This is a genomic window from Laceyella sacchari (assembly GCF_004343255.1).
Taxonomy (GTDB): domain Bacteria; phylum Bacillota; class Bacilli; order Thermoactinomycetales; family Thermoactinomycetaceae; genus Laceyella; species Laceyella sacchari.
Window position 1 is genome coordinate 591,421 of sequence record NZ_SMDD01000001.1, and the last position, 22,492, is coordinate 613,912.

At 49.8% G+C, this 22,492-nt stretch carries 23 protein-coding genes and 1 riboswitch; of the genes, 16 read left to right on the forward strand and 7 right to left on the reverse strand.

Annotated features, from left to right (window positions below):
- Nucleotides 1-3: 3 nt before the first annotated feature.
- From EDC32_RS02810 to trxA, 3 genes are all read left to right on the forward strand, one after another.
- Entirely contained in the window at nt 4-783 is a 780-nt protein-coding gene (locus EDC32_RS02810; RefSeq protein WP_022735909.1) for an electron transfer flavoprotein subunit beta/FixA family protein, read from the forward strand.
- A 19-nt stretch (nt 784-802) separates the two neighbouring features.
- Nucleotides 803-1,789, forward strand: a complete 987-nt coding sequence (locus tag EDC32_RS02815; RefSeq protein ID WP_132219926.1) for an electron transfer flavoprotein subunit alpha/FixB family protein — start codon at nt 803-805, stop codon at nt 1,787-1,789.
- A 150-nt stretch (nt 1,790-1,939) separates the two neighbouring features.
- A complete protein-coding gene (trxA, locus tag EDC32_RS02820; RefSeq protein ID WP_132219927.1) occupies nt 1,940-2,263 on the forward strand; it encodes a thioredoxin in 324 nt (107 codons plus the stop codon).
- A 39-nt stretch (nt 2,264-2,302) separates the two neighbouring features.
- On the opposite strand, the gene EDC32_RS02825 is transcribed toward trxA, so the two are convergent.
- A complete protein-coding gene (locus tag EDC32_RS02825; protein ID WP_132219928.1) occupies nt 2,303-3,289 on the reverse strand; it encodes a hypothetical protein in 987 nt (328 codons plus the stop codon).
- A 283-nt stretch (nt 3,290-3,572) separates the two neighbouring features.
- On the opposite strand from EDC32_RS02825, the gene uvrC reads away from it, so the two are divergent.
- The 5 genes from uvrC (at nt 3,573) to EDC32_RS02850 (ending at nt 9,106) form a co-directional block, all read left to right on the forward strand.
- Nucleotides 3,573-5,354 carry an excinuclease ABC subunit UvrC gene (gene uvrC / locus EDC32_RS02830; protein WP_132219929.1) on the forward strand — a complete coding sequence of 594 codons (1,782 nt, stop codon included), beginning with the start codon at nt 3,573-3,575 and terminating at the stop codon, nt 5,352-5,354.
- Nucleotides 5,355-5,473: 119 nt separating this feature from the next.
- Complete coding sequence (locus tag EDC32_RS02835; protein ID WP_132219930.1) at nt 5,474-5,968, forward strand: DnaD domain protein; 495 nt, start codon at nt 5,474-5,476, stop codon at nt 5,966-5,968.
- 287 nt (nt 5,969-6,255) lie between these two features.
- Complete coding sequence (locus EDC32_RS02840) at nt 6,256-6,852, forward strand: TetR/AcrR family transcriptional regulator (protein ID WP_158283204.1); 597 nt, start codon at nt 6,256-6,258, stop codon at nt 6,850-6,852.
- 5 nt (nt 6,853-6,857) lie between these two features.
- A complete protein-coding gene (locus EDC32_RS02845; protein ID WP_132219932.1) occupies nt 6,858-7,625 on the forward strand; it encodes a lysophospholipid acyltransferase family protein in 768 nt (255 codons plus the stop codon).
- Nucleotides 7,586-9,106, forward strand: coding sequence for a phytoene desaturase family protein (locus EDC32_RS02850; protein ID WP_132219933.1), 1,521 nt, complete (start codon nt 7,586-7,588; stop codon nt 9,104-9,106). The genes EDC32_RS02845 and EDC32_RS02850 overlap by 40 nt, the downstream gene beginning before the upstream one ends.
- A 7-nt stretch (nt 9,107-9,113) precedes the next feature.
- Here EDC32_RS02850 and EDC32_RS02855 read toward each other — a convergent pair whose 3' ends face one another.
- Entirely contained in the window at nt 9,114-9,338 is a 225-nt protein-coding gene (locus tag EDC32_RS02855; protein WP_281275207.1) for a twin-arginine translocase TatA/TatE family subunit, read from the reverse strand.
- An 82-nt stretch (nt 9,339-9,420) separates the two neighbouring features.
- Here EDC32_RS02855 and EDC32_RS02860 point away from each other — a divergent pair, with 82 nt between their 5' ends.
- Nucleotides 9,421-9,744, forward strand: coding sequence for an SCP2 sterol-binding domain-containing protein (locus EDC32_RS02860; RefSeq protein WP_158283205.1), 324 nt, complete (start codon nt 9,421-9,423; stop codon nt 9,742-9,744).
- A gap of 33 nt (nt 9,745-9,777) precedes the next feature.
- On the opposite strand, the gene EDC32_RS02865 is transcribed toward EDC32_RS02860, so the two are convergent.
- Nucleotides 9,778-10,368: an AAA family ATPase gene (locus EDC32_RS02865; RefSeq protein ID WP_158283206.1), complete on the reverse strand. Its 591-nt coding sequence runs from the start codon at nt 10,366-10,368 to the stop codon at nt 9,778-9,780.
- Nucleotides 10,369-10,600: 232 nt separating this feature from the next.
- Nucleotides 10,601-10,787: riboswitch (Lysine riboswitch) on the forward strand.
- 224 nt (nt 10,788-11,011) lie between these two features.
- Here EDC32_RS02865 and EDC32_RS02870 point away from each other — a divergent pair.
- The 7 genes from EDC32_RS02870 to sdhB all read left to right on the forward strand — a co-directional run bounded on the left by EDC32_RS02870 (nt 11,012) and on the right by sdhB (nt 18,816).
- Nucleotides 11,012-12,241 (forward strand): aspartate kinase, encoded by a 1,230-nt coding sequence (locus EDC32_RS02870; RefSeq protein ID WP_132219936.1) that lies wholly within the window; start codon nt 11,012-11,014, stop codon nt 12,239-12,241.
- Nucleotides 12,242-12,470: 229 nt separating this feature from the next.
- Nucleotides 12,471-13,400, forward strand: a complete 930-nt coding sequence (locus tag EDC32_RS02875; RefSeq protein WP_158283207.1) for an ABC transporter permease — start codon at nt 12,471-12,473, stop codon at nt 13,398-13,400.
- A 1-nt stretch (nt 13,401) separates the two neighbouring features.
- On the forward strand, nt 13,402-14,325 hold the full coding sequence (locus tag EDC32_RS02880) for an ABC transporter permease (protein WP_132219937.1): 924 nt from the start codon (nt 13,402-13,404) through the stop codon (nt 14,323-14,325).
- Nucleotides 14,326-14,337: 12 nt separating this feature from the next.
- On the forward strand, nt 14,338-15,345 hold the full coding sequence (locus tag EDC32_RS02885; RefSeq protein WP_132219938.1) for an ABC transporter ATP-binding protein: 1,008 nt from the start codon (nt 14,338-14,340) through the stop codon (nt 15,343-15,345).
- A gap of 298 nt (nt 15,346-15,643) precedes the next feature.
- Nucleotides 15,644-16,294 carry a succinate dehydrogenase cytochrome b558 subunit gene (locus tag EDC32_RS02890; protein WP_281275208.1) on the forward strand — a complete coding sequence of 217 codons (651 nt, stop codon included), beginning with the start codon at nt 15,644-15,646 and terminating at the stop codon, nt 16,292-16,294.
- Between the two features lie 15 nt (nt 16,295-16,309).
- Nucleotides 16,310-18,067 carry a succinate dehydrogenase flavoprotein subunit gene (gene sdhA / locus EDC32_RS02895; RefSeq protein ID WP_132219940.1) on the forward strand — a complete coding sequence of 586 codons (1,758 nt, stop codon included), beginning with the start codon at nt 16,310-16,312 and terminating at the stop codon, nt 18,065-18,067.
- Nucleotides 18,064-18,816, forward strand: a complete 753-nt coding sequence (gene sdhB / locus EDC32_RS02900; protein WP_132219941.1) for a succinate dehydrogenase iron-sulfur subunit — start codon at nt 18,064-18,066, stop codon at nt 18,814-18,816. Before sdhA ends, sdhB begins: the two co-directional genes overlap by 4 nt.
- 110 nt (nt 18,817-18,926) lie before the next feature.
- Here sdhB and EDC32_RS02905 read toward each other — a convergent pair whose 3' ends face one another.
- The 4 genes from EDC32_RS02905 to EDC32_RS02920 all read right to left on the reverse strand — a co-directional run bounded on the left by EDC32_RS02905 (nt 18,927) and on the right by EDC32_RS02920 (nt 22,438).
- Nucleotides 18,927-19,832: a DUF1002 domain-containing protein gene (locus tag EDC32_RS02905; protein ID WP_132219942.1), complete on the reverse strand. Its 906-nt coding sequence runs from the start codon at nt 19,830-19,832 to the stop codon at nt 18,927-18,929.
- A 281-nt stretch (nt 19,833-20,113) separates the two neighbouring features.
- Nucleotides 20,114-21,655, reverse strand: a complete 1,542-nt coding sequence (locus tag EDC32_RS02910) for a fumarate hydratase (protein ID WP_132219943.1) — start codon at nt 21,653-21,655, stop codon at nt 20,114-20,116.
- A gap of 198 nt (nt 21,656-21,853) precedes the next feature.
- A complete protein-coding gene (locus tag EDC32_RS02915; RefSeq protein ID WP_310795333.1) occupies nt 21,854-22,099 on the reverse strand; it encodes a DNA alkylation repair protein in 246 nt (81 codons plus the stop codon).
- A gap of 33 nt (nt 22,100-22,132) precedes the next feature.
- Nucleotides 22,133-22,438: a winged helix-turn-helix transcriptional regulator gene (locus tag EDC32_RS02920; protein ID WP_102991951.1), complete on the reverse strand. Its 306-nt coding sequence runs from the start codon at nt 22,436-22,438 to the stop codon at nt 22,133-22,135.
- Between the last annotated feature and the right edge of the window lie 54 nt (nt 22,439-22,492).

Here is a 22,492-nt window from a genome sequence, read left to right on the forward strand (position 1 = left end):
CGCATGAATATCCTCGTATGTTTGAAACAAACGTTTGACACCGAAGAGCGGATCACCATTGAAAATGGCCGCATCAGCGAAGAGGGTGTGGAATTCGTCATCAACCCTTACGATGAGTATGCAGTAGAAGAAGCGATTCGCCTGAAAGAAAAACACGGTGGCGAAGTGACGGTGTTGACCATCGGGCCAGATCGCGCCGAGCAGGCGTTGCGCACGGCGATGGCGATGGGAGCTGACAAAGGCGTGATTGTCGACATCGAAGATTTGGATGACGCTGTTGATGAACACACCATCGCTAAAATTCTGCATGCGACGATCGAAGAGGAAGACTTGGAATACGATCTGATCTTGTGCGGGTCGATGGCGGTGGATGACGGCTCTTCCCAAGTGGGGCCCCGATTGGCAGAGCTATTGGAGATCCCCCATGTTTCAACGATTGTGAAGCTGGAAGTGGATGGCGACAAGGTAACAGTGGAGAAAGACGTGGAAGGGGACTTGGAAATCATTGAAACCAAGTTGCCATTGCTTGTGACGGCACAGCAAGGGTTGAACGACCCTCGTTATCCATCCCTGCCGGGCATCATGAAAGCTAAAAAGAAACCGCTTACGCGCTTGGAGTTGGATGATCTCGACTTGGATGAAGAAGACATCAAAGCAAAAACGGAGATCACCGAGATCTTCTTGCCGCCTAAGAAAGAAGCGGGCAAAGTGTTGCAAGGCGACATTCCTGATCAAGTGAAAGAACTGGTGCAATTACTACATTCGGAAGCCAAAGTGATCTAACGGCGAGGAGGAGCGAAACATGGGCAAACACGTATTGGTACTGGCTGATGTTCGTGAGGGCAAACTCCGCAATGTTAGCTTGGAAGCGCTGGCAGCGGCACGCACAGTTTCGGCGGGAGGAACAGTGACGGCAGCGGTGTTGGGGTCAGGAGCTAAAGAATTGGCCGGCACCCTTGCCGAACACGGTGCGGATAAAGTGGTTGTCGTGTTGAACAAAGAGTTGGATCAATATACGACGGATGCATACTTCCAAGCGTACAAAAAAGTGATCGAAGAAGTGAAGCCGGATGTGATCTTTACTGGTCACACGGCCGTGGGTAAAGATGTTAGCCCTCGTCTGGCTGCGCGTCTTGGATTGGGGCTCGTTTCCGACTGCACGCAGGTGGAGTTGGATGGGGACAAAATCGTTCTCACCCGTCCGATTTATGCCGGCAAAGCGTTTGTCAAAAAGGTATTTACTGAGGGGACCGTTTTTGCTACCTTGCGTCCCAACAACATTCCTGCGGGAGAACCCGACGCTTCTCGTCAAGCGGACATCGAAGAGGTGACCGTAACGTTTGCAGCAGATTCCCTGCGCACACTGATTAAAGACATGGTGAAAAAATCGACTGACGGGGTAGATCTGTCCGAAGCGCGCGTCATCGTTTCCGGCGGACGCGGTGTGAAAAGCGCAGACGGATTCAAACCGCTGCAAGAGCTGGCCAACCTCTTGGGCGGCGCAGTGGGTGCTTCACGCGGAGCTTGTGACTCAGGATACTGCGACTACGCTTTGCAAATCGGGCAAACAGGTAAGGTGGTCACCCCTGACCTGTATATCGCTTGCGGTATCTCCGGAGCGATTCAGCACTTGGCAGGCATGTCCAACTCCAAAGTGATCGTCGCCATCAACAAAGACCCTGAAGCGCCGATCTTCCAAGTAGCCGATTACGGCATTGTCGGCGATCTGTTTGAAGTTGTACCGCTGTTGACCGAAGAGCTGAAGAAGTTGCTTGCTGATCAAGCGTAAATAGAAAAGAGTTTTTGGGTGAATACGAGAAGGGCACACCGTTGTGCTCTTCTTTTCATTTCGTGAGACGAAACGCTTGGAACTTTTTTTGATGAAGTGGTATACTAGCAAAGAACCTGTTACATAGGCACATAGAAGGAGGGTTTGACCGTGGCGATTGTGGAAATTACGGATCAAACATTCGATAAAGAAGTCCAGAGTCCGGACGCTGGTGTTGTCTTGGTCGATTTTTGGGCTCCGTGGTGCGGCCCATGCCGCCAACTGGCCCCCGTTTTGGAAGAAGTTGATGCGGAGATCGGCGATCAAGTGAAAATTGTGAAAGTAAACGTGGACAACAGCCCGGAATCTGCCGGTCAATTTGGCATCATGTCGATTCCGACCCTGATGATTTTCAAAAACGGGAAAGCGGTGGACAAAGCGTTGGGTGTCCAACCGAAAGAGCAATTGGTTGCTTGGGTGAAGGAACACCTGTAGACGCAAGAGAAAAGGCCTGGCATAATGCCAAGGCCTTTTTTACATGTCTGGAGATTGGTTGGACTGTTCGTCGGCGTCTGCTGGTTTTTCCTCACCGGATTGTGCTTCCGCTGGTGCCTCTTGTTTTTGCGCTGGGAATAGAACAGGACGCAGACGTTTTTTATAGCGACCGATCAAGATCAGATAGTAGCTGACCGATGCCAGAGGAAGGATGAAGATAAAGAAGAAAATCCAGAAAATCACCAAAAAGATCATTGACATGGAGCCCAATCCGTTCAAGCCGTTATCGAAAGAGACGCCCGTGAGAAGTGCGAAGCACACCACGAGCAATAAGTACCCCACGATGATGAGCGAGCTGGTGAAAAAAGCGGCCAGCACGGTGACGAAGGATTTGCCGAAGGAGCGACTCCACAGCTTTGCTGATAGCTTGATCGACTCCCATACCGGTCTTTTTTCATGAATGATCATGATGGGGGCAAAGATGGTGATGGCGATGATGAACAAACTATAGATCACGAACGCCAAGATAGAGAGCGACAGAGTGATGCCGCTGACGTCGGATGGGTTTGCGACTGCGATAGCGGAGATTACCACGATGGCGATGATAATTGGAACCAGCAGGAGAAATGTCGTTAGCGACAACAGAGTCAAGCGTTTGATGTGGCGAAACATGTGTTGGAAATACAAGCTTAAAGATACGCGATTGTTAAACACTGCTTCAATGCTAATCCCATAAATGGCCCCTGTCGACATGGCGCCGATGATCAATTCGATTGCCAGCAGGCCCAAATAAAGAACAATGCTGAGGATGATGAGGCCGGTCCCCATTTGTGCTGCGGATTCTAACGTATCCAATTGTGTTGTCGATTCAAATGGATTGGTATTGGCCATTATGTTGGACAAACCGAGGGCTAGTGAGATCAGATAGTTTACAAGCATGGCCCCCAAGTACATAGCAAAGAGGACGATCATGCCAAGAAGTTGGATCCAGGCTAATTTAAAACCATACTTTTTAATGTATTCCATTGGTTCCTCCTGAACAGTTTGTATATTTCTAGACTAAATAATATTAAACATAAATTATATATTTGTCTATAATAAGAAGGAAAGATTCACCAAATGTTCCAGAGTGTCGGCCCAAGGCAAGATTCACCATGCCGTAAGCTCTGCAAATTGATATAATATATTAGGCCTTCTTTACCGATGGACTAAGATAGCCTGAAGGCTTAAAACGGCGACAGGGGCGGTCCTTTGCCGCTGTGGGTATGCATGGGACAAAGCACTGCCGCGCGGAAAGGAGGAGAGGGGAATGCTGAAAGAGAAATTGGCCCTGCTTCCTGATCAACCTGGGTGTTACCTGATGAAAAATCGTGATCAGGAAATCATTTATGTGGGCAAGGCCAAAAGTTTAAAAAACCGGGTTCGTTCTTATTTTACAGGAAGCCATGACGGTAAGACGCAACGATTGGTCATGGATATTTGCGATTTCGAGTATATTGTGACCGGTTCGCCGGTGGAAGCCTTGATTTTAGAGTGCAACTTGATAAAAAAGCATCGGCCGCGTTACAACGTGATGTTAAAGGATGACAAATCTTATCCATACATCCGGTTAACCAAAGAGCGGCATCCCCGCTTGGAAGTGACGCGCAAGGTGAAAAAAGACGGCTCGAAGTATTTCGGTCCGTATCCCCATGCCGGAGCCGCCCAGCAAGCTAAGAAGTTGTTGGATCGCTTATTCCCGTTGCGCAAGTGCCAGACGATCCCTAAACGGGTATGTCTGTATTACCATATGGGCCAATGCTTGGCGCCATGTGAATATGAGGTAAAAGCGGAAGCTTACGAAGATATTATACGCAAAGTGACCCGTTTTCTTAACGGGGGGTACCCTGAATTAAAGCAAGATCTGCGCAAAAAAATGGAAGAGGCAGCTGAGAATCTGGAGTTTGAACGAGCCAAAGAGATTCGCGACCTGCTGGCGGACATTGATGCGGTGATGCAAAAGCAGAATATCGTTCTCAATGACCATGTGGATCGCGATGTGTTTGGATACGCCGCGGAGAAAGGCTGGATGTGCGTACAGGTTTTTTATGTGCGGCAAGGAAAGCTGATTGAGCGTGATGTTTCCGTGTTTCCTCACTATCATGAACCGGAGGAAGATTTTTTGTCTTACGTCGCGCAATTTTACCATGAAGCGCCTACCCTCCCTAAAGAAGTAGACTTGCCGCAAGAAACGGACTGGGAAACAATTGCAAAATTGCTTTCCGGGGTGCGGGTAGCCATTCCGCAACGAGGCATGAAAAAGAACTTGGTGCAAATGGCGATGGAAAATGCCAAAATTGCTTTGCATGAACGGTTTCAGATGATGGAAAGAGATGAAGAGAAGACGTTTCAAGCGCTTAACCAATTGGGGGATGCGCTTGGCATCGGTTTGCCACGTCGGATTGAGGCGTTTGACAACTCCAATATTCAAGGGGTTGATCCCGTATCAGCGATGGTGTGCTTTATCGATGGGAAAGCAGAGAAGAAAGAATACCGCAAGTACAAAATCCGTTCTGTGCAATCGCCCAATGATGTGGAGACGATGCGGGAAGTGATTCGCCGCCGATACACGCGCGTGTTGAAGGAAGGTTTGCCGTTGCCCGACTTAATTTTGGTCGACGGAGGTAAAACGCAGATGAACGCGGCCTTGGATGTGTTGGAAAACGAACTGGGCCTCTATGTTCCGGTCGGGGGAATGGTCAAGGATGAAAAGCACCGTACCGCAAGGTTGCTTTTTGGAGACCCGCCGCAAGAAACAGGTATCAAACAAGGGAGCCAAGCGTTTTATCTGATTCAACGCATCCAGGAAGAAGTGCATCGGTTTGCAATTACGTTTCACCGGCAAACGCGTGGCAAACAATTGATCAAGTCCGAGCTGGACGATATTCCAGGCGTGGGGCCGAAACGCAAACAACAATTGTTCCGCCATTTCGGATCGATTGACAAGATGCGCGAAGCCGGCCTGGAAGAATTCCGCAAAGCCGGCATCAGTGACAAATTAGCCCAAACAATTATGGAAGCCCTGAAGCGAAAAACGCCTGTGAAGACATGAGCCCGCCCGGTCAGAGTGTCGGGCAGGGCTTTATTTATGTTCATATCTTTCAAATTTATAATCGTTCTTTTGCAATTTTTGATATAATGAGGGTACATATTTGATGCGGGAGGGTATTTATGACAGCACTTGACAAACAAATTCTTAAAATGGAGAATACCGAACCGGTAGAATTTTTGCGCCAATATACGGGAGGCCAACCTTTGTCCAAACAGTTGGTCCAGCTGGTATATGAATTGAAGAAGAAACACGCTTTTTCTAATGGCGTCATCAACGCGTTGTTCGAGTATTGCCTCATCGAAAATAATTATAAAATCGTTCGTACATATGTATTGCAATTGGCTGAGGAGCTGGATGAAGTGGGTGTGCGAAACGCGCATGAGGTATTCCGTTATTTGCGGGAGAGACCGTATCAAAAGAGGCAACCTGAGTCCAGCCCGCATGTGTCGGACGATGCTGATTACAACATGGAATATGTGGAAACCAACATTGCCCTCATCGCAAAACAATTGCATGAACTTCGCAAAGAAGTAAATATGAAGTTTAGCTTGATGAACCAACAACTGGATCAAATCGAGCGGCGTCTGTCTCAAGTTGCAGACTGGTTGAAATAAAATGGGTTTTTTTGGGATATTAATTTGGAATATTTAAACGATTGCTCGTCAGCCGGTCGCGTTTCGCCTCCTTGAAGGGGCGTTTTTTCATTGTTTTGTTGGAAAAAACAGGGTGGAAACAAGGGGAGAAACCGTGTAGAATCGGCTTAAAAGAAGTTGATTGTATTTTTGATCGTGATTGGTATGATGGTACATGAATTGAAATTAAAATCAAAAGGGGTATGAGATTGAAGGACCGGGTAAAGCGAGCGCCGGGTAGGCCAAGGCGCTCAGATTTGGAAGGTACAATGGACACTGAACAGAAGATTTTATGCGAAGCGGCGGGATTGTTTTTAAAAAGCGGATATGCTGCTGTTTCGATCAGTATGATAACGGACGCCGTGGGGATCACCAAACCGACACTGTATCATTATTTTCCTGATAAAGAGACATTGTTTGCGGCGGTGGTGTGCAAAAAACTGGAACTAGCTGGGACACATATCCAACGGGGAATCGCGAAAGGGGGAAGTGTCCGACAACGCCTCATTTTTTTGGCGACAGGATTTTTCCACCATGCCGCCATGTCGATGCAACAGCTGATGCGCGATGTGGATGAACAATTGCGTCCTGACTTGACCCAACGCGTGCATCTCACGTTGCATCGTGCCATCGTGAAGCCGTTGCAGGATCTGATTCAAGAGGGGGTGGAGCAAGGGGAAGTGCGTGCGCAGGCCGAGCAGATTCCGATACTGGTGGAATTGTGGCTGGGGATGTTGGATACGTTGGCGAAACATTGCTGCAAGGAAACGGATGTGGAGGAGATCGAACGGCTGGTGGAGATGGCAGTCACTGTGTTCATGGACGGCATTGCCAAAGAAGGGCGTCATATGCGGACAGAGGAGTGACCCGGATGATTGAGGAAGAGAAAAATAAACGATTTACGCCGCTTGTGCATGCCATGGTGACAGGTGTGTTGCGGCGTCATTTTGCGCGGATGTATGTCAACTGTTCGGAACGCATCAATGTGTCTACTCCCACCTTATATTTAGTGAATCATAGCCATTGGTGGGATCCATTGTTCGTGTTGTGGCTGAATCACGCATATCTGCGCCAAGACGCCTATGTCCTGCTGCAAGAGCGGGCGTGGCCTTTTTTTTCATTATTGAAAGATCAAGGATTTATCGAAGTCGACCCGGATGATTATCAGGAGTGGCGGTCAGCGCTGGAATCTGGAAAAGAGCTGTTGTCTTCGCGGTTTCGTTCGTTGTGGATTTTGGGCCAAGGAGAAGCCGTCCATCAAGACGCGCGCCCTATCCGCTTCATGCCGGGGCTGGGGTCGTTGCTTGAAACGGGTGGGCAGATTCAAGTTGTTCCGGTGGCGATTTACACGTCATTTACCCAAAGTCGGCCGGATGTCTATATCCGCCTAGCGGATCCATTGCTGCCGGACACATTTACCAAAGGTCATCGTCGGCAATGGGTCGCTGCCTGTGAAAAGGAGTTGGCGCTAGAGTTGGATGCTATGCGAGAAGGGGTGATTGCCAACCGGCTTACCGGTTTTGAGCTGGCTTGGCAGGGTTTCTCATCATTTCCGGAGCAGTGGAATCGCGTGCGGGACAGGCTGAAGCAGGCCGGCCAATGGTGGCGAAGATGGAAGAAAGGGCGATCACAGCAATGAAAAAAGCGATCATCATTGGTGGCGGCTTGGCCGGCTTGGTGACGGCGATCAAATTGGCCACGATGGATTTCAAGGTGTCCCTGTTTGAAAAAGAAAGCAAGGTGGGTGGATCGTGCCGCGCAATCCAATTGGGAGGAGGGTATCGATTTGATTTGGAGCCGGCGCCGATGATGATGCCATGGGTGTTTGAACGCATCTTTCGGGAAGCCGGTTCAGCGGTTGACCCTTCGCTGAGGTTCATTCCCTTGCCAGTAAACAGCCGGCACTTTTTCTACAATAAGTCGATTGTTGATTTAACTGCAGATGGCGAGGCGATGGCCGATCAACTGACGGGATTTTCACCGGAAAACCGCACTGGTTTTTTGGACTATCTGTATGCGGCACAAACCATATACGAGTGGGTGGAAGATACGCTCTTAGCCAGTCCTACAGTAAGTTGGACAGATCTGCTTCGTCCGGGAGCGGTGAAATCGACATGGAAGATGAAGCTGTTGCAGCCGCTGGATGCTTTTCATCGGCGCTTTTTCGACGACGCCCGCATGCTGGCGATGATGAACCGTTATGCAACCTATGTTGGCTCTTCCCCCTATAAGGCGCCTGCGGTGGTGGCGATGTTCGCCTACTTGGAATTGGTGCAGGGAGTATCTTACATAGAAGGCGGGAATGAGCGGTTGATTGAGGCGTTGGTGCGCTTGGCGCAGTCGCGGGGTGTGGAGTTGCACACGGGATGCGCTGTGGATGAAATCCTGTGGTCTGATCGTAAAGTGACAGGTGTAGATGCAGGCGGGGAAAAATGGGAGGCGGACATAGTGGTGTCTTGCATCGATCCCATCCAAACGAGGGTGTCGTTGTTGAAGGATGAGCAATACACGCCGGATATGAGGCAACTCAGCTGTTCGCAGGTCGTGGGTTTGCTTGGTTGCAAAGAAACGTACCCTGTGTTGCATTATCATAATTATTTTTATCCGCGCGAGATGGAGCGGTACTATATTGATTTGTTTGAACAGCGGGAATGGCCTGACGCCCCTCTGATTTATGTGGGGAACCCCTGTTTGTATGAAGCGGATCGCACCAGCTCTGGTTGCAATTTGTGTGTCACTGCGCAGGTGCCAGCCAGCTTCGGGCTGAAGCCGGGCCAATTTGAATTGTACCGCGAGCGACTTTTGTACTTGTTGGAACGGGTTTGGGGTCTGCAAGGTCTGAGTGAGCAGATCGAAGTAGAGCAGTGGTTGGGACCGCTTGATTTGCAGGAAATGACGGGGGCTTATGGTGGGGCGTTGAATGGACGTGCTTTTCATGGGTTTCGTGCGGCGATTCGCCAACCGCTCAAGGATCGCAAGCGGCAAGGGTTGTATTATGCAGGCGCTGGAACGTATCCGGGAGGGGATCAAGCGATGGCGGCGATCAGCGGGCTGCATACCGCTCATCTCATCAAGCAGGAAGAAGAGAAAAAAGAGAGCAAGCTCACCCCAAACGGGTGAGCTTGCGTCATGATTTATCCTCTTTTTTCTCTTTGGAATCATCTTTACCGGATACTGCATCGCGGAACATTTTTAAAGTTTGTCCAGTTGCGCGTCCCAATTCGGGCAATTTTTTTGGCCCGAACAAAAGCAGGGCGACAACGAGGATAACAATAAGTCCGGGTAAACCGATACTACTAAACATATTTTCACGCTCCAACAGGCTAAAATAGCCTGGTCTGTTCTTAGCCATTATATCGTTTCGCCAGAAAGATGCCAAGTAAAGCTTTTTTTGCATTATAATCAATTTATCATAACAAAAAGGAGTGGCAGGTGTGGAACTAATCCAGGTTTTCACTTCATTGGCGGAGAAAATCAATCAAGATCCAACGGGAATCAGTCATTTGAACGATGTATATCAGTTGGAAGTGACCAGTGGGACGTATCAGGTGCGGTTTGCAGATGGACAAGCGGAGTGGGCCGAAGGAAACAAATGGGAGCCGACTTGTTCGTTGCAGATCAAAGATGAGGATTTGCTGAAGCTCGTCACGGGAAAATTGGGAGCGACGACAGCAGTGATGATGGGCAAGCTGAAAGTAAAAGGCTCGATTGAAGCTGCGCTCCGTTTGCAAAAGGTTTTAAAGCATTATGCCAGCTAACGGGTGAAAGAGAAGCCTGGCTTCCATAGGGAGTCAGGCTTGTTTGCTTTCGATCCACCTTACTTGGTGCGCTTCTTCGGCTGCAGAAACCTCTAATCTTTGCATCAGCTTGCAGATCGTTGCTGCGGGAACGGCCTGTTTCCGGTCGCGATTACGGGACAACAACAGCGCAAGCGACGCGTCGATATACACGATATACACGATGCTAACATGCGCACTATAGGATGCGAATAGATCTACAAGTGGTACGCGCAAATGCCGACAAAGATTGGTGGCGTTCCAGATAAATGGTTGTTTTCGTCGTAGCCGGTATTTGGCTTCTTCTTTGGCAAGGCGAACCACTTCCCTCTGATTGGCTGTAGGGGGGATGCGGCTGCCGAATGCGATCCAAAGAAACGACTGGGAGATCCGGATGATTTCAAAGTCAGTATCGTCATATAGCAAGTCGTCGATCCGATCCAATAATTCCGCTTGGTCCGGGCAAATTCGCCCGCGCACATCAGCTTCGGTCAACATGGCAACCCAATCGAGGCGGATCTGCCAGCTGGCGCCAACCACCGCCTTCTCGGGGTCAGGCTTTTCAAAAAAACATAGTGGCAAACCGTTATGCCGGACGAGTTGCACCAACATCTCCCGCTTCCCGCCAAGCCAGTTCGGGTTGTAGTCCCGACAAATGGCGTGTGCGAGGATATTTGATCATCCGCTTCATCCCTCAAATATATTGTGATTTATATGTTTATCATAAAGAATCAGTGTGAAAATGTTTTGCGCAAATGTTTTTTTCGCCCTTGCCAATTTGGATCGAGCTGTGTTAATATCATAAAAATTAATATTTTATTTGAATTCTCGCCACTCATTGTGGAGTAGAGGCGCGGGTTTCATGAGTACTTGTCCGGAGGACGGGCCGTTGATGGACAAGGAAAGGGAAACGCCGCCGAAGTTTGCTGGAAGACCCGACAGAAAGCAGGCTGGGACTGTATCCGAACAGGAACAGGACTGTCACAAAAGTACATGGGTTGCTTTTGTGAAGCGCTAATCCGCAGTAGATGAGCGAGCTGGAGCGAAAGAAATCAAAGGCGACAGCGAGCGATTCTCTGCTGTGGCCTTTTCTGTTTTTTACAGGCCTTTCTGGGTCATGTCTGATTCATATCTGCGGTTTTTTTAGCCATCGGTTTATGGAAAACCGGTTTGTCCGCCGCTTTTAGGGGTCAGTTTGCTTTGCCAGTCAGGCCCCAGCCGACTATGCAGAATCGAGAGGAGAGTAAGCATGAGCATCGTGGTGCAAAAGTTTGGCGGTACCTCGGTAGGAAGCATTGAACGGATTCAAGCCGTGGCAGAGATCATAGCTCGTACCTATGAACAAGGGAAGCGTTGTGTGGCAGTGGTGTCGGCGATGGGAAAATCCACGGATCAATTGGTTGGGATGGCCAAAGAGATTCATCCACACCCTTCTCCCCGTGAGATGGATATGTTGCTTGCGACAGGCGAACAAGTGAGCATCGCGTTATTAACCATGGCCTTGCATCGGAAAGGATTGAAAGCTCGTTCGCTTACTGGCTGGCAAGCAGGGATTACCACCGATTGTGTCCATGGCCGGGCGATGGTTCATGATGTGTATACGGAGACGATCACTACTGCGTTGGATCAAGGGGAAATTGTGGTCGTCGCCGGGTTTCAAGGGATTTCTTCTCAACGGGAGATCACGACATTGGGAAGGGGCGGCTCAGATACGACGGCCGTTGTATTGGCGGCTGCTCTGGGAGCCGATTATTGCGAAATCTACACAGATGTTGAAGGCGTGTATACGGCAGATCCCCGCGTAATTCCGGCGGCGCAGAAGATGGATGAGATTTCATACCAAGAGATGTTGGAACTGGCTCACTTGGGGGCGGGCGTGCTTCATCCCCGTTCGGTGGAAGCCGCGTTGCGGAATAAGGTGAAATTAGTGGTGCGCTCTAGCTTTGTCAATGAATCGGGCACTTGGATTAAGGGGGAAAATGAGATGGAAACCTCGCATCATGTCAGCGGCATCGCACACGACCTGCAAGTAGCACGAATCAAGGTGTTGGGATTGCCGAATCATGAAGAAACGTTAACGCGGCTGTTTGGATTGTTGGCCGAGGCGCATATCAATGTGGACATCATCGTTCAGAGCGAACATGATCATGAACGGGTTGATGTGGCTTTCAGCGTGAATGAAGAAGAAGGCTTGGAAGCGCGGCAGGTATTGGAGGCGGCGCAAAGTGAGTTGGACTTTGCCAAGATTTTGTATGAAGGGGGATTGGCCAAGGTTTCCGCGGTGGGCGTGGGGATGATGGCTCGCCCGGGCGTAGCGGCCAAGATGTTTGCCACGTTAAGCGAAGCGGGCATTCGGGTGAAAATGGTTTCCACTTCCGAGATTAAAATTTCCTGCGTAGTGGAGCGGGAGCAGGCTCTGGAAGGGGCGCGCCGCCTACATTCGGCGTTTGGTTTGGACCGGATCGAAGTGAAGGTGTAGACAAGCGAGGCAGTCTGTCTGGGGAGGGCGGACTGCCTTTTCTATTCTGTAATTTCATCTCATATAATAGACCGGAGTAGATCAGTATCCCTATTCCGCTGAGAAAGCTAAGTGGAATTATAATAAACTGATTAATGATAAAATTATTTATTGACTGAAAATCATTGTTTAGGTGATGATTAAAATAATTGAATCGATCTATCTATTTTTGTTTTAGGGGGTGTTGGTGTTGGTCAAATATGTGATGTCCCGATTGTTACAGATGGTGTTGACACTCTGGGTGATCGCGACGGTCACATTCATGATGATGAAAGCGATTCCAGGTGATCCGTTCAGCAATGAAAAGAAACTTCCCGAAGAAGTGTTGCGTAACTTGTATGCATACTACCAATTGGATGATCCGCTGCCCGTTCAGTATATCCATTATATGAAAAATCTGGTGATGCTGGATTTGGGCCCTTCCTTCAAATATGAAACCCGCACGATTAATGAGATTGTGGCGGAAGGCTTTCCTGTCTCGGCCCAGTTGGGGGCGCAAGCGTTGTTGGTAGCGGTTGTGGCGGGTCTTGCTTTGGGTGTCTTGGCTGCACTCAGACAAAACAGGTTGCTGGACTATTTCTCCATGATGGTGGCGGTGTTAGGGATTTCTGTGCCTAGCTTTGTGTTGGCCCCGATACTGCAAAAATATTTGGGGGTCGAGTGGGAACTTTTGCCGGTGGCCACGTGGGAAGGATTTGCGTCTACTGTGATGCCGACAATCGCACTGGCAGCATTCCCTCTGGCTAGCGTGACTCGGCTGATGCGGTCGAGCATGGTTGAGGTTTTGACACAAGATTATGTGCGTACGGCCAGAGCCAAAGGGTTGCCTCCTCTGTTCGTGATCGTCCGTCACACGATCCGCAACGCGATTTTGCCTGTGGTTACTGTATTGGGGCCGCTCACGGTCGGAGTGTTGACGGGCAGTTTTGTGGTTGAGAGCATTTTTTCCATACCGGGCATTGGCAAGTATTTTGTGGAAAGCATCACCAACCGTGACTATCCTTTGATCATGGGAATCACCCTGTTCTACTCTTCGCTGTTGATTATCGTCAATTTCCTGGTTGATCTGGCTTATGGCTGGATTGATCCACGGATTCAGTTGGCCAAAGGAGGCGAGTGACATGGAACCGGTGTATCATCCCCGTTTTCAGCGTGTGAGCCGTTCAAGGCCGGCGATGGAGGCGATTCGTCGCCCCCGGGTGTCGTATTGGCGGGAGAGTTGGCGACGGTTGCGTCAAAATGCGTTAGCTATGGCGGGTCTCATTACCATTGTCTTGATCGCGATTCTTTCTATTGTCGGGCCGATGCTGTCCGAATATGAATACAATGAGCAAAACCTGCAAACGGGTCGTAATTTGCCGCCGTCGGCTGAGCATTGGTTTGGTACGGATGATTTGGGGCGAGATGTGTTTGTGCGGGTGTGCGAAGGTGGGCGCATTTCACTCGCGATCGGATTGGCGGCCGCTATGATCGACATGGGCATCGGCGTAGTTTATGGAGGCATTGCCGGGCTTCGTGGTGGCCGGATGGATGAAGTGATGATGAGGATAGTGGATGTCCTGTGGGGTCTTCCTTATCTATTGACTGTGATTTTGCTCATGGTTATTTTGCCGCCGGGATTGGGGACGATTATTCTCGCGCTCACCGTGACCGGTTGGTTGAACATGGCGCGGCTCGTGCGGGGACAAGTGCTTCAGTTGAAACAACAGGAGTATGTGCTGGCCGCGCAAGCGCTGGGGGCCTCCACTTCCCGTCTGCTGGTCAAACATCTGATACCAAACGCGATGGGGCCTATCCTGATCATGTTGACGCTGACGGTGCCGAGCGCCATTTTCGCAGAAGCGTTTTTAAGCTTTTTGGGGTTGGGAGTGCAAGCGCCTGTAGCCAGTTGGGGTACGATGATCAATGATGCGCTGGTAACGGTGTTGTCAGGGGAGTGGTGGCGCCTCTTTTTCCCGGCACTGTTCCTGTGCCTGACCATGTTGGCTTTCAATGCGTTTGGGGATGGGTTGCGCGACGCACTTGATCCGAAATTGCGTAAATAAGGAGGGAAAAAGGTGGAGAAGCTGCTTGAAGTAAACGGATTAGAAGTGTCTTTTCAGCTGGACAAAGGGGAAGTACAAGCGGTGCGAGGCGTTTCTTTTTCGCTGGCCCGCGGGGAAACGTTGGCGATTGTGGGAGAGTCGGGAAGCGGAAAGAGTGTGACAGCCTTGGCTGTGATGCGGCTGCTCCAACACCCGGGCCGGATCAAGGGCGGGGAGATCTGCTATGATGGCATTGAGTTGACGCGGATGGAAGAGAAAGGGATGTTTCGCATCCGCGGTGCGGAAATCGCGATGATATTTCAGGACCCCATGACTTCCCTCAATCCGACGATGAAAGTTGGTGAGCAAATCATCGAGGGGCTTCGCTGGCACCGGAAGATGGGAACGGATGAGGCCAAAGCGCGTGCAACCGAGATGTTGAAACGGGTAGGCATTGCGCAAGCTGAACGCAGATTGGAGCAATACCCGCATGAATTCAGCGGTGGGATGAGGCAACGGGTGATGATTGCGATGGCCTTGGCCCTCAACCCGAAGGTGCTGATTGCGGATGAGCCGACCACGGCCTTGGATGTGACGGTTCAGGCGCAAATCTTGGAATTGATGAAAATGCTGCAAGAGGAGACGGGAACTTCTATCATCCTGATTACGCACGATCTAGGCGTGGTGGCTGAAACAGCTGATCGCGTCTGTGTGATGTACGGCGGACAAGTTGTGGAAACGGGAACAGTCAATGAATGTTTCCGTCAGGCCCGTCACCCGTATACGTGGGGGTTGTTGCAGTCGATGCCGAGGTTGGATCAGCCGCGGGATCGAGAGTTGCAACCCATCCCAGGATCGCCACCTGACTTGTATAAACCGCCGCAAGGATGTCCATTTGCTGACCGCTGTCCCTACGCGATGCATGTCTGTTTTGAAGAAGCGCCTCCGGAGACCCGGCTGTCGGATACCCATCAAGTCAAGTGCTGGCTGGAAGACCCCGAAGCGCCGCCAGTGGAGAGGGATCGGCCATTTGCTTGGTAGGCGATCGCCACGCAAGAAACTCCCCCGCTTTTGCTGGAGGGAGTTTCTTGCGTTTTCCCCTGTGCGATTGACTCTGGTCCCGAATTGGCGGATGTGGTCGTCGAAAGTGGGAGATAAAGCGCATTCCGGACGGCTTAAGCCAAGAGAGGAAGGTTGACATTCCTTGACGCCCCCATCCGGATGGGAGTAAAATAAATAGCGAGTTGAAACCCCTTTCTCAACTTTTTTGTCAGCAGTTTGAGAGAGTGCTGAAACCCACTGACTCTACTGCGACTATGTCCAAGATTGGAGGCAAATGATGAGCAGAGAACGCAGTTTCTTCAACCGTCGGTTACACTCTTTGCTAGGCGTGATACCGGTGGGCTTTTTTTTGGTGGAACATTTATTTTCCAACTATGCTGCTACCAAAGGGGCACAAGCATTTGTTGAACAGGTAGAATGGCTTTGGGGAATCCCGTTCCTCACTGTTCTGGAAATCTTTTTTATTTTCTTGCCGCTCCTTTACCATGGCGTCTATGGTCTGTATATTGCTTTGCAAGCCAAAAACAATGTTGGCAACTTTAATACGTTTCGCAACTGGATGTTCACCTTGCAACGGATCACAGGTGTCGCCACCCTCATTTATGTCGTATGGCATGTATGGGAGACTCGCGTGCAAGTGGCGCTTTATGACATGACCGCTCCCCAGCTTGCCAATTTGACGCATGAAATCCTGCAAAATCCAGTCAATTTGGCGTTGTATATAATCGGGCTGGTTGCGGCTGTTTTCCACTTCTCCAATGGTATGTGGACGTTCCTCATTACTTGGGGTGTGACAGTGGGGCCGCGTGCGCAACGCGTCTCTTCCTATGTGTGGGCGGTTGTGTTTGTCCTTGTTTCTTATCTCGGCATTTCTGCGCTGTTGGCCTTCGCGCAAGCTGACTTTATGGGTCAAATGGCACAGCATTAGAAGGGAGCTTTTCTCATGAATGAAAAACTAATCGTTGTCGGTGGGGGCCTGGCTGGCTTGATGGCAACGCTCAAGGCAGCTGAGGCTGGAGCCCACGTCCAACTATTTTCCATCGTACCGGTGAAACGCTCTCACTCTGTGTGCGCACAGGGCGGCATCAACGGTGCGGTAAACACCAAAGGGGAAGGGGATTCCCCATGGGAACACTTTGACGACACCATTTATGGAGGCGACTTCCTCGCCAACCAACCACCGGTCAAAGCGATGTGTGAAGCCGCGCCCGGGATCATTTATCTGATGGACCGCATGGGGGTTCCGTTCAACCGCACGCCGGAAGGGTTGATCGACTTCCGCCGCTTCGGGGGAACGAAGCACCACCGCACCGCTTTTGCAGGTGCCACCACAGGGCAACAATTGCTTTATGCGTTGGATGAACAAGTGCGTCGCTACGAATCCGAAGGTAAAGTGTCCAAGTATGAAAACTGGGAGTTCTTGAGCATTGTCAAAGATGATGAAGGACGTTGCCGCGGGATCGTCGCGCAAAACCTGCGCAGTGGCGAAATTGTCGCTTTCCCTGCTGATGCGGTGATCTTGGCGACAGGAGGACCCGGTATCATCTTCGGTAAGTCCACCAACTCCATGATCAACACTGGAACAGCGGCGGCTGCTGTGTATCAGCAAGGGGTTTATTACGCCAACGGTGAGTTTATTCAAGTGCATCCAACTGCAATCCCTGGAGATGACAAACTCCGCCTGATGTCCGAATCGGCTCGTGGTGAAGGTGGCCGTGTCTGGACATATAAAGACGGCAAACCATGGTATTTCCTCGAAGAGATGTACCCAGCTTATGGGAACTTGGTACCACGCGATATCGCTACCCGCGCCATCTTCAAAGTGTGTGTGGACGATAAGCTTGGCATCAACGGGGAGAACATGGTTTATCTTGATTTGTCCCACAAAGATCCGAAGGAATTGGATATCAAGCTGGGTGGGATCATTGAGATCTATGAGAAATTCATGGGTGAAGATCCACGCAAAGTCCCGATGAAAATCTTCCCGGCCGTACACTATTCCATGGGTGGCCTGTGGGTCAACTATGATCAAATGACCAACATTCCCGGCTTGTTCGCTGCGGGTGAATGTGACTATCAATACCACGGTGCAAACCGCCTGGGTGCGAACTCCCTCTTGTCCTGCATTTACGGTGGTATGGTTGCTGGACCGAAAGCGATTGAATATGTGCGTGGACTGGACAAACATGTCGATTCGCTCAGCACGGACATCTTTGACAAACAGCAAAAGCTGGAAGAAGAGAAGTACGAAAACATCCTGAAGATGGACGGAAACGAAAACGCCTATGCGTTGCACAAAGAGCTGGGTGAATGGATGACGGATAACGTAACGGTGGTTCGCTACAATGACCGTCTGAAGAAAACGGATGAAAAAATCCAAGAATTGATGGAGCGGTACCAAAATATCAACATGATCGACACCAGCAAATGGAGCAACCAAGCGGCGCCGTTCACCCGCCATCTGTGGAACATGTTGCAATTGGCGCGTGTTATCACGCTTGGCGCATACCATCGTAACGAAAGCCGTGGGGCACATTACAAACCGGAGTTCCCGGATCGCAATGACGAAGATTGGTTGAAAACGACCAAAGCGAAATTCACTCCTGACGGTCCAGTGTTCGAGTATGAGCCGGTTGACACTTCTCTGATCAAACCCCGTCCGCGCCGTTACGATGTGGATAAGGGAGGGGACAAAAAATGAGCGAGCAACAATATGTACAGCTGATTGTGACACGTCAAGATGGTCCAGACAGCCAACCGTATAAAGAAGAATTTAAAATCCCTTATCGCAAAAACATGAACGTGATCTCTGCGATGATGGAGATCCAACGGAACCCCGTTAATGCGAAAGGTGAAAAAGTCGCACCGGTTCAGTGGGAATCTAACTGCTTGGAAGAAGTGTGTGGCGCCTGTTCCATGGTTATCAATGGGAAGCCACGCCAAGCGTGTACGGCGCTTGTCGACAGGTTGGAACAACCGATCCGCATTGAGCCAATGCGCACGTTCCCTGTGATTCGCGACCTGGTTGTGGATCGCAGCCGGATGTTCAACGCCCTGAAGCGGGTGAAAGCTTGGATTCCGATCGATGGCACCCATGATCTGGGACCTGGTCCGCGTATTGCTGAAAATGATCGACAATGGCGCTATGAACTGTCCAAGTGCATGACCTGTGGCGTGTGCTTGGAAGCATGTCCTAACGTAAACTCCAAATCCAACTTCGTCGGCCCGTTTGTCGTGGGACAAGTACAACTGTTCAACTCCCATCCGACTGGGGCGATGAACAAAGAAGAGAGACTGGAAGCGCTGTTGGATGACGGCGGGTTGCAAGAGTGCGGGAACTCGCAAAACTGTGTGCAAGCTTGTCCCAAAGGGATTCCGCTCACGACAGCGATTGCCAAGAGCAACCGGGATGCAACGGTTCATATGTTCAAAAAGTGGCTATCCAATTAATGCACTGACTGCCGGTTTAAAGCCGGCAGTTTTTTTGTTTGGAAACAATCATTCGATAAAAAAAACAGAACCGGCTTTTTAAGCCGGTTCTGCTTTTAAAATGCCAAAGTTTATTTTTGAGAAGAAGCGGAGGTGAAGAAGTCACCGATCGCGCTAAACAAGTCGCCTAACCATTCAAAAATGGTGTCAAAGAATCCTCGAGTTACTTCGGCATTCAAAATGTTTTTGATGTCCCCGCGCAAGTTTTCAAATTGTTGAGCGAGTTGGTCCCAATCAATGTTCAAAGAGCTGAAGTGCTGAGAGAATTGGATCAATTGGTTGATCGTTTGTTCGTTCAAATTAATATTGAAATCGTTGGAAACGTTGATGATGATATCTCTGTATTCCTCGGGAGTTTGCGGTTTTTCTTGCGCCACTTCCTGTTTCACGGCATTGATGAATTGCACGGCTTTATTTGAGTCGCCCAATTCTTGGGCAAGCTCTTGCGTGCGAACAATCTCTTCGTTGGCTACTTGCTTGGTGTTTTCATCGATTTTTTTGCCTGTGGCCGTTTCAAAAGCCTTGATGATCCCGGTTAAGCCAGCGGTACCGGATACGCGGATCGGTGCGGTTACATAAATGTCCGCATCTTTGATACCCGCGGTAATGGCTGCGTTCGCATACATACTGTCGGTGATGGTAGAGATGTTGTTGGTTTTCACCGAGATGCCTTTGCCGGATTCAGTCAAGACGATTTTGGCAGAAGACAGAGCATGACGACCGATAACATCCGCTTTCAAGTATTTCCCCAAGTACTGATATTCTTCTTGGTTAGTGACTTCAATAATTTTCGCCTGCGTTTCGTCAACGCCCATCTCTTTCAAGATGGCATCGCGTTGGGTTCCTGTCAGGTCTTTACCCAACGTCACCACAGTTTGACCGGCGATGGCATCGGCGGATGCGCTGAGCGGCAAAGCGAGCGCAACGGCCGTAAGCATAGCCAAGGCCAGCAAGCTAAATTTCTTCAAATGTTTCATTAGAAATGAAACCCCCTTATAGAAGAGAAAAGAATCGCCTCCGGCAATGGATGAAGTTGCCAAAGGTCGAAAGTCCATATCAGATTTTATTGTATCGTGTATTATCGCATCTGTGAACAGTAAAAAAGTAGGTAAATTACCAAACTGGATCAAATTGCTTCCGTACGGGTCAGGGATGATGAAATTGGGGCGGGTATTGCCGGGGATTGATTGACTTTGTTTAATAGATGATAAAAAGCCCTGTCACGTTGTCGTGATAGATGGCGTGACAGGGCGACAGTTTATTTGAAGACAGGCTCTTTTAGTTCCGCCAATTTTTCAAGGGAGGTTTTCTCCACATCGGCGTGCAAACTATTGCCATGGGCATCCATGGTAACAATCGCGGCAAAATTTTTGACTTGCAGGTGCCACATCGCTTCTGGTATACCAAACTCCATGAAGTCAACGCCATCCACATTCTCAATACATTCTGCGTAGTATTGGGCCGCTCCTCCGATTGCATTGAGATAAACAGCGCCATGCTCTTTTAACGCTGCCAAGGTTTTCGCACCCATGCCACCTTTCCCGATCACAGCCCGAATGCCGAATTTTTTAATGATGTCGCCTTGGTAAGGCTCTTCACGGATGCTGGTGGTTGGTCCGGCTGCTTTCACATTCCATTTGCCATCCGCATCTTTAAGCATGACAGGGCCGCAGTGGTAAATGACGCCGCCATTTAAATCGACAGGGGAATCATGATCCATCAGGTGCTTATGCAACGCATCCCGTCCGGTATGGATTAACCCATTGATCACTACGATATCCCCGACTTTCAATTCGCGGATCTGCTCTTCGGTGATCGGTGTGGTGAGGACGACTTGACGTCCGCCCGGTTTTTCCTCGGCTTTTTCAACAGCGGAAGCTTCTTTTGCATCAGCTGGGACTGCGTCATCAGTGTAGATCCAATCCCGGATTGCACCTGTCTCTGGATCGATAGTGACGCCTTGGCGACGGAAAGCCCAACAATTGTATGCGACGGAAACATAGAAACTGGCTGGAATCCGGTGCATGGAGCCGATCTTGCAACCCAACAGCGTTGTGTTGCCGCCAAAGCCCATGGTTCCGATGCTCAGGGTATTGGCTTTTTCCATAATGTACTCTTCCAGGCGAGCCAGATCAGGATTCGGATTGGTATCGGTTACAGAACGGAACAGCTGTTTTTTCGCCAACTCATAACCAGTTGTGCGGTCCCCTCCGATGCCGACGCCGATAAACCCGGCACTGCATCCTTGACCCTGCGCTTGATACACAGCATGCAGGATACACTTGCGGATGCCGTCCAAGTCACGACCAGCCCGGCCCAAGCCTTCCAATTCACAAGGGAGGCTGTATTGAATGTTTTTGTTTTCACATCCGCCGCCTTTTAAAATCAGGCGCACATCAATGTAATCGTTTTCCCATTGCTCAAAGTGGATCACCGGCACACCCTCACCCAGGTTGTCGCCGCTGTTTTCACCTGTGAGCGAATCGACGGAGTTGGGGCGAAGTTTCCCCAATTGGGTTGCCTCTTTTACGGCTTGGCGAATCTGTTTGGCCATTTCGATTTGGTTGGCGTCAACCGGTACTTTAATTTTAAATGTAAGCATTCCGGTATCTTGACAGATGGGAGATACGTTTTCTTCCGCCCTTTTGATATTGTCGGTGATGGTGCCAAGCGCCAGTGCCGAGCGTGTGCCGGCATCTTCACGCAACCGTGCCTGCTGGATGGCGTAGCGGACATCAGGTGGCAAGTTGGTTGATGTTTCGGTGATTAGCTTTAAAATCGAGTCTTTAAAAGATTGCATCGGTAACCCCTCTTTTATTCCACATGATTATTTGGATCGCTTCTCTTTTATATTATAACGGGTGTTGCCATTTTTCTCATCCGATCGTAATGTTGGAAGATTGCGTCAACTTAAAAAGAATAAATACCCGTTCTGTCACCTCAGAACGGGTATAAACGGTTTTAATGACTGCTGTTACATGAATAAAACACCCGATGGTTATAACGGGTTGCGTTGGGCACTTTTAATAAACACTTGTTCATTTTCGATTACTCCGCAAATGCCGCATTGCACGCGATATTCATCACCGCGGTAGTGATGGTGCAAGGGGTCGCTCTCTGACACTTGCTCAGTGATGATGCCTGAGCGGGCATCTTTTTTCACGGCAAATGGGATTTGTTCGATGATGTTAAACCGACTGCGGTTGGTACCGCATACGGGACAAAGATAAGGATACGACACCATAGACACCTCCATCCTTACCTTGCCCCAAACGATTTAGATCCATTCTTCCGCCCAGTTTTGGATTGAGTCGATCACCGGAGCGAGGGCTTCCCCTTTTTCGGTGAGGGCGTATTCAATCCGCACCGGCGTTTCGGGATAAACGGTCCGTTCAACAATCCCATGGGCTTCTAACTCTTTCAGGCGCTCTGCCAACATCCGTTCGCTCATCAATGGGATTTGTTCTCTTATATCGCGAAAACGACTTGTTTTTTCAAGCAACACACGAATGATCAAACCTGTCCATTTTTTGGCCAATATTTCAATTGCCGATTCAAATTTGGGGCAGATGCAACGATCCATTTTGTTTCACCTCTCTTCATATCTTAACAAATCTTGTGGATGCTTGGCATCTGT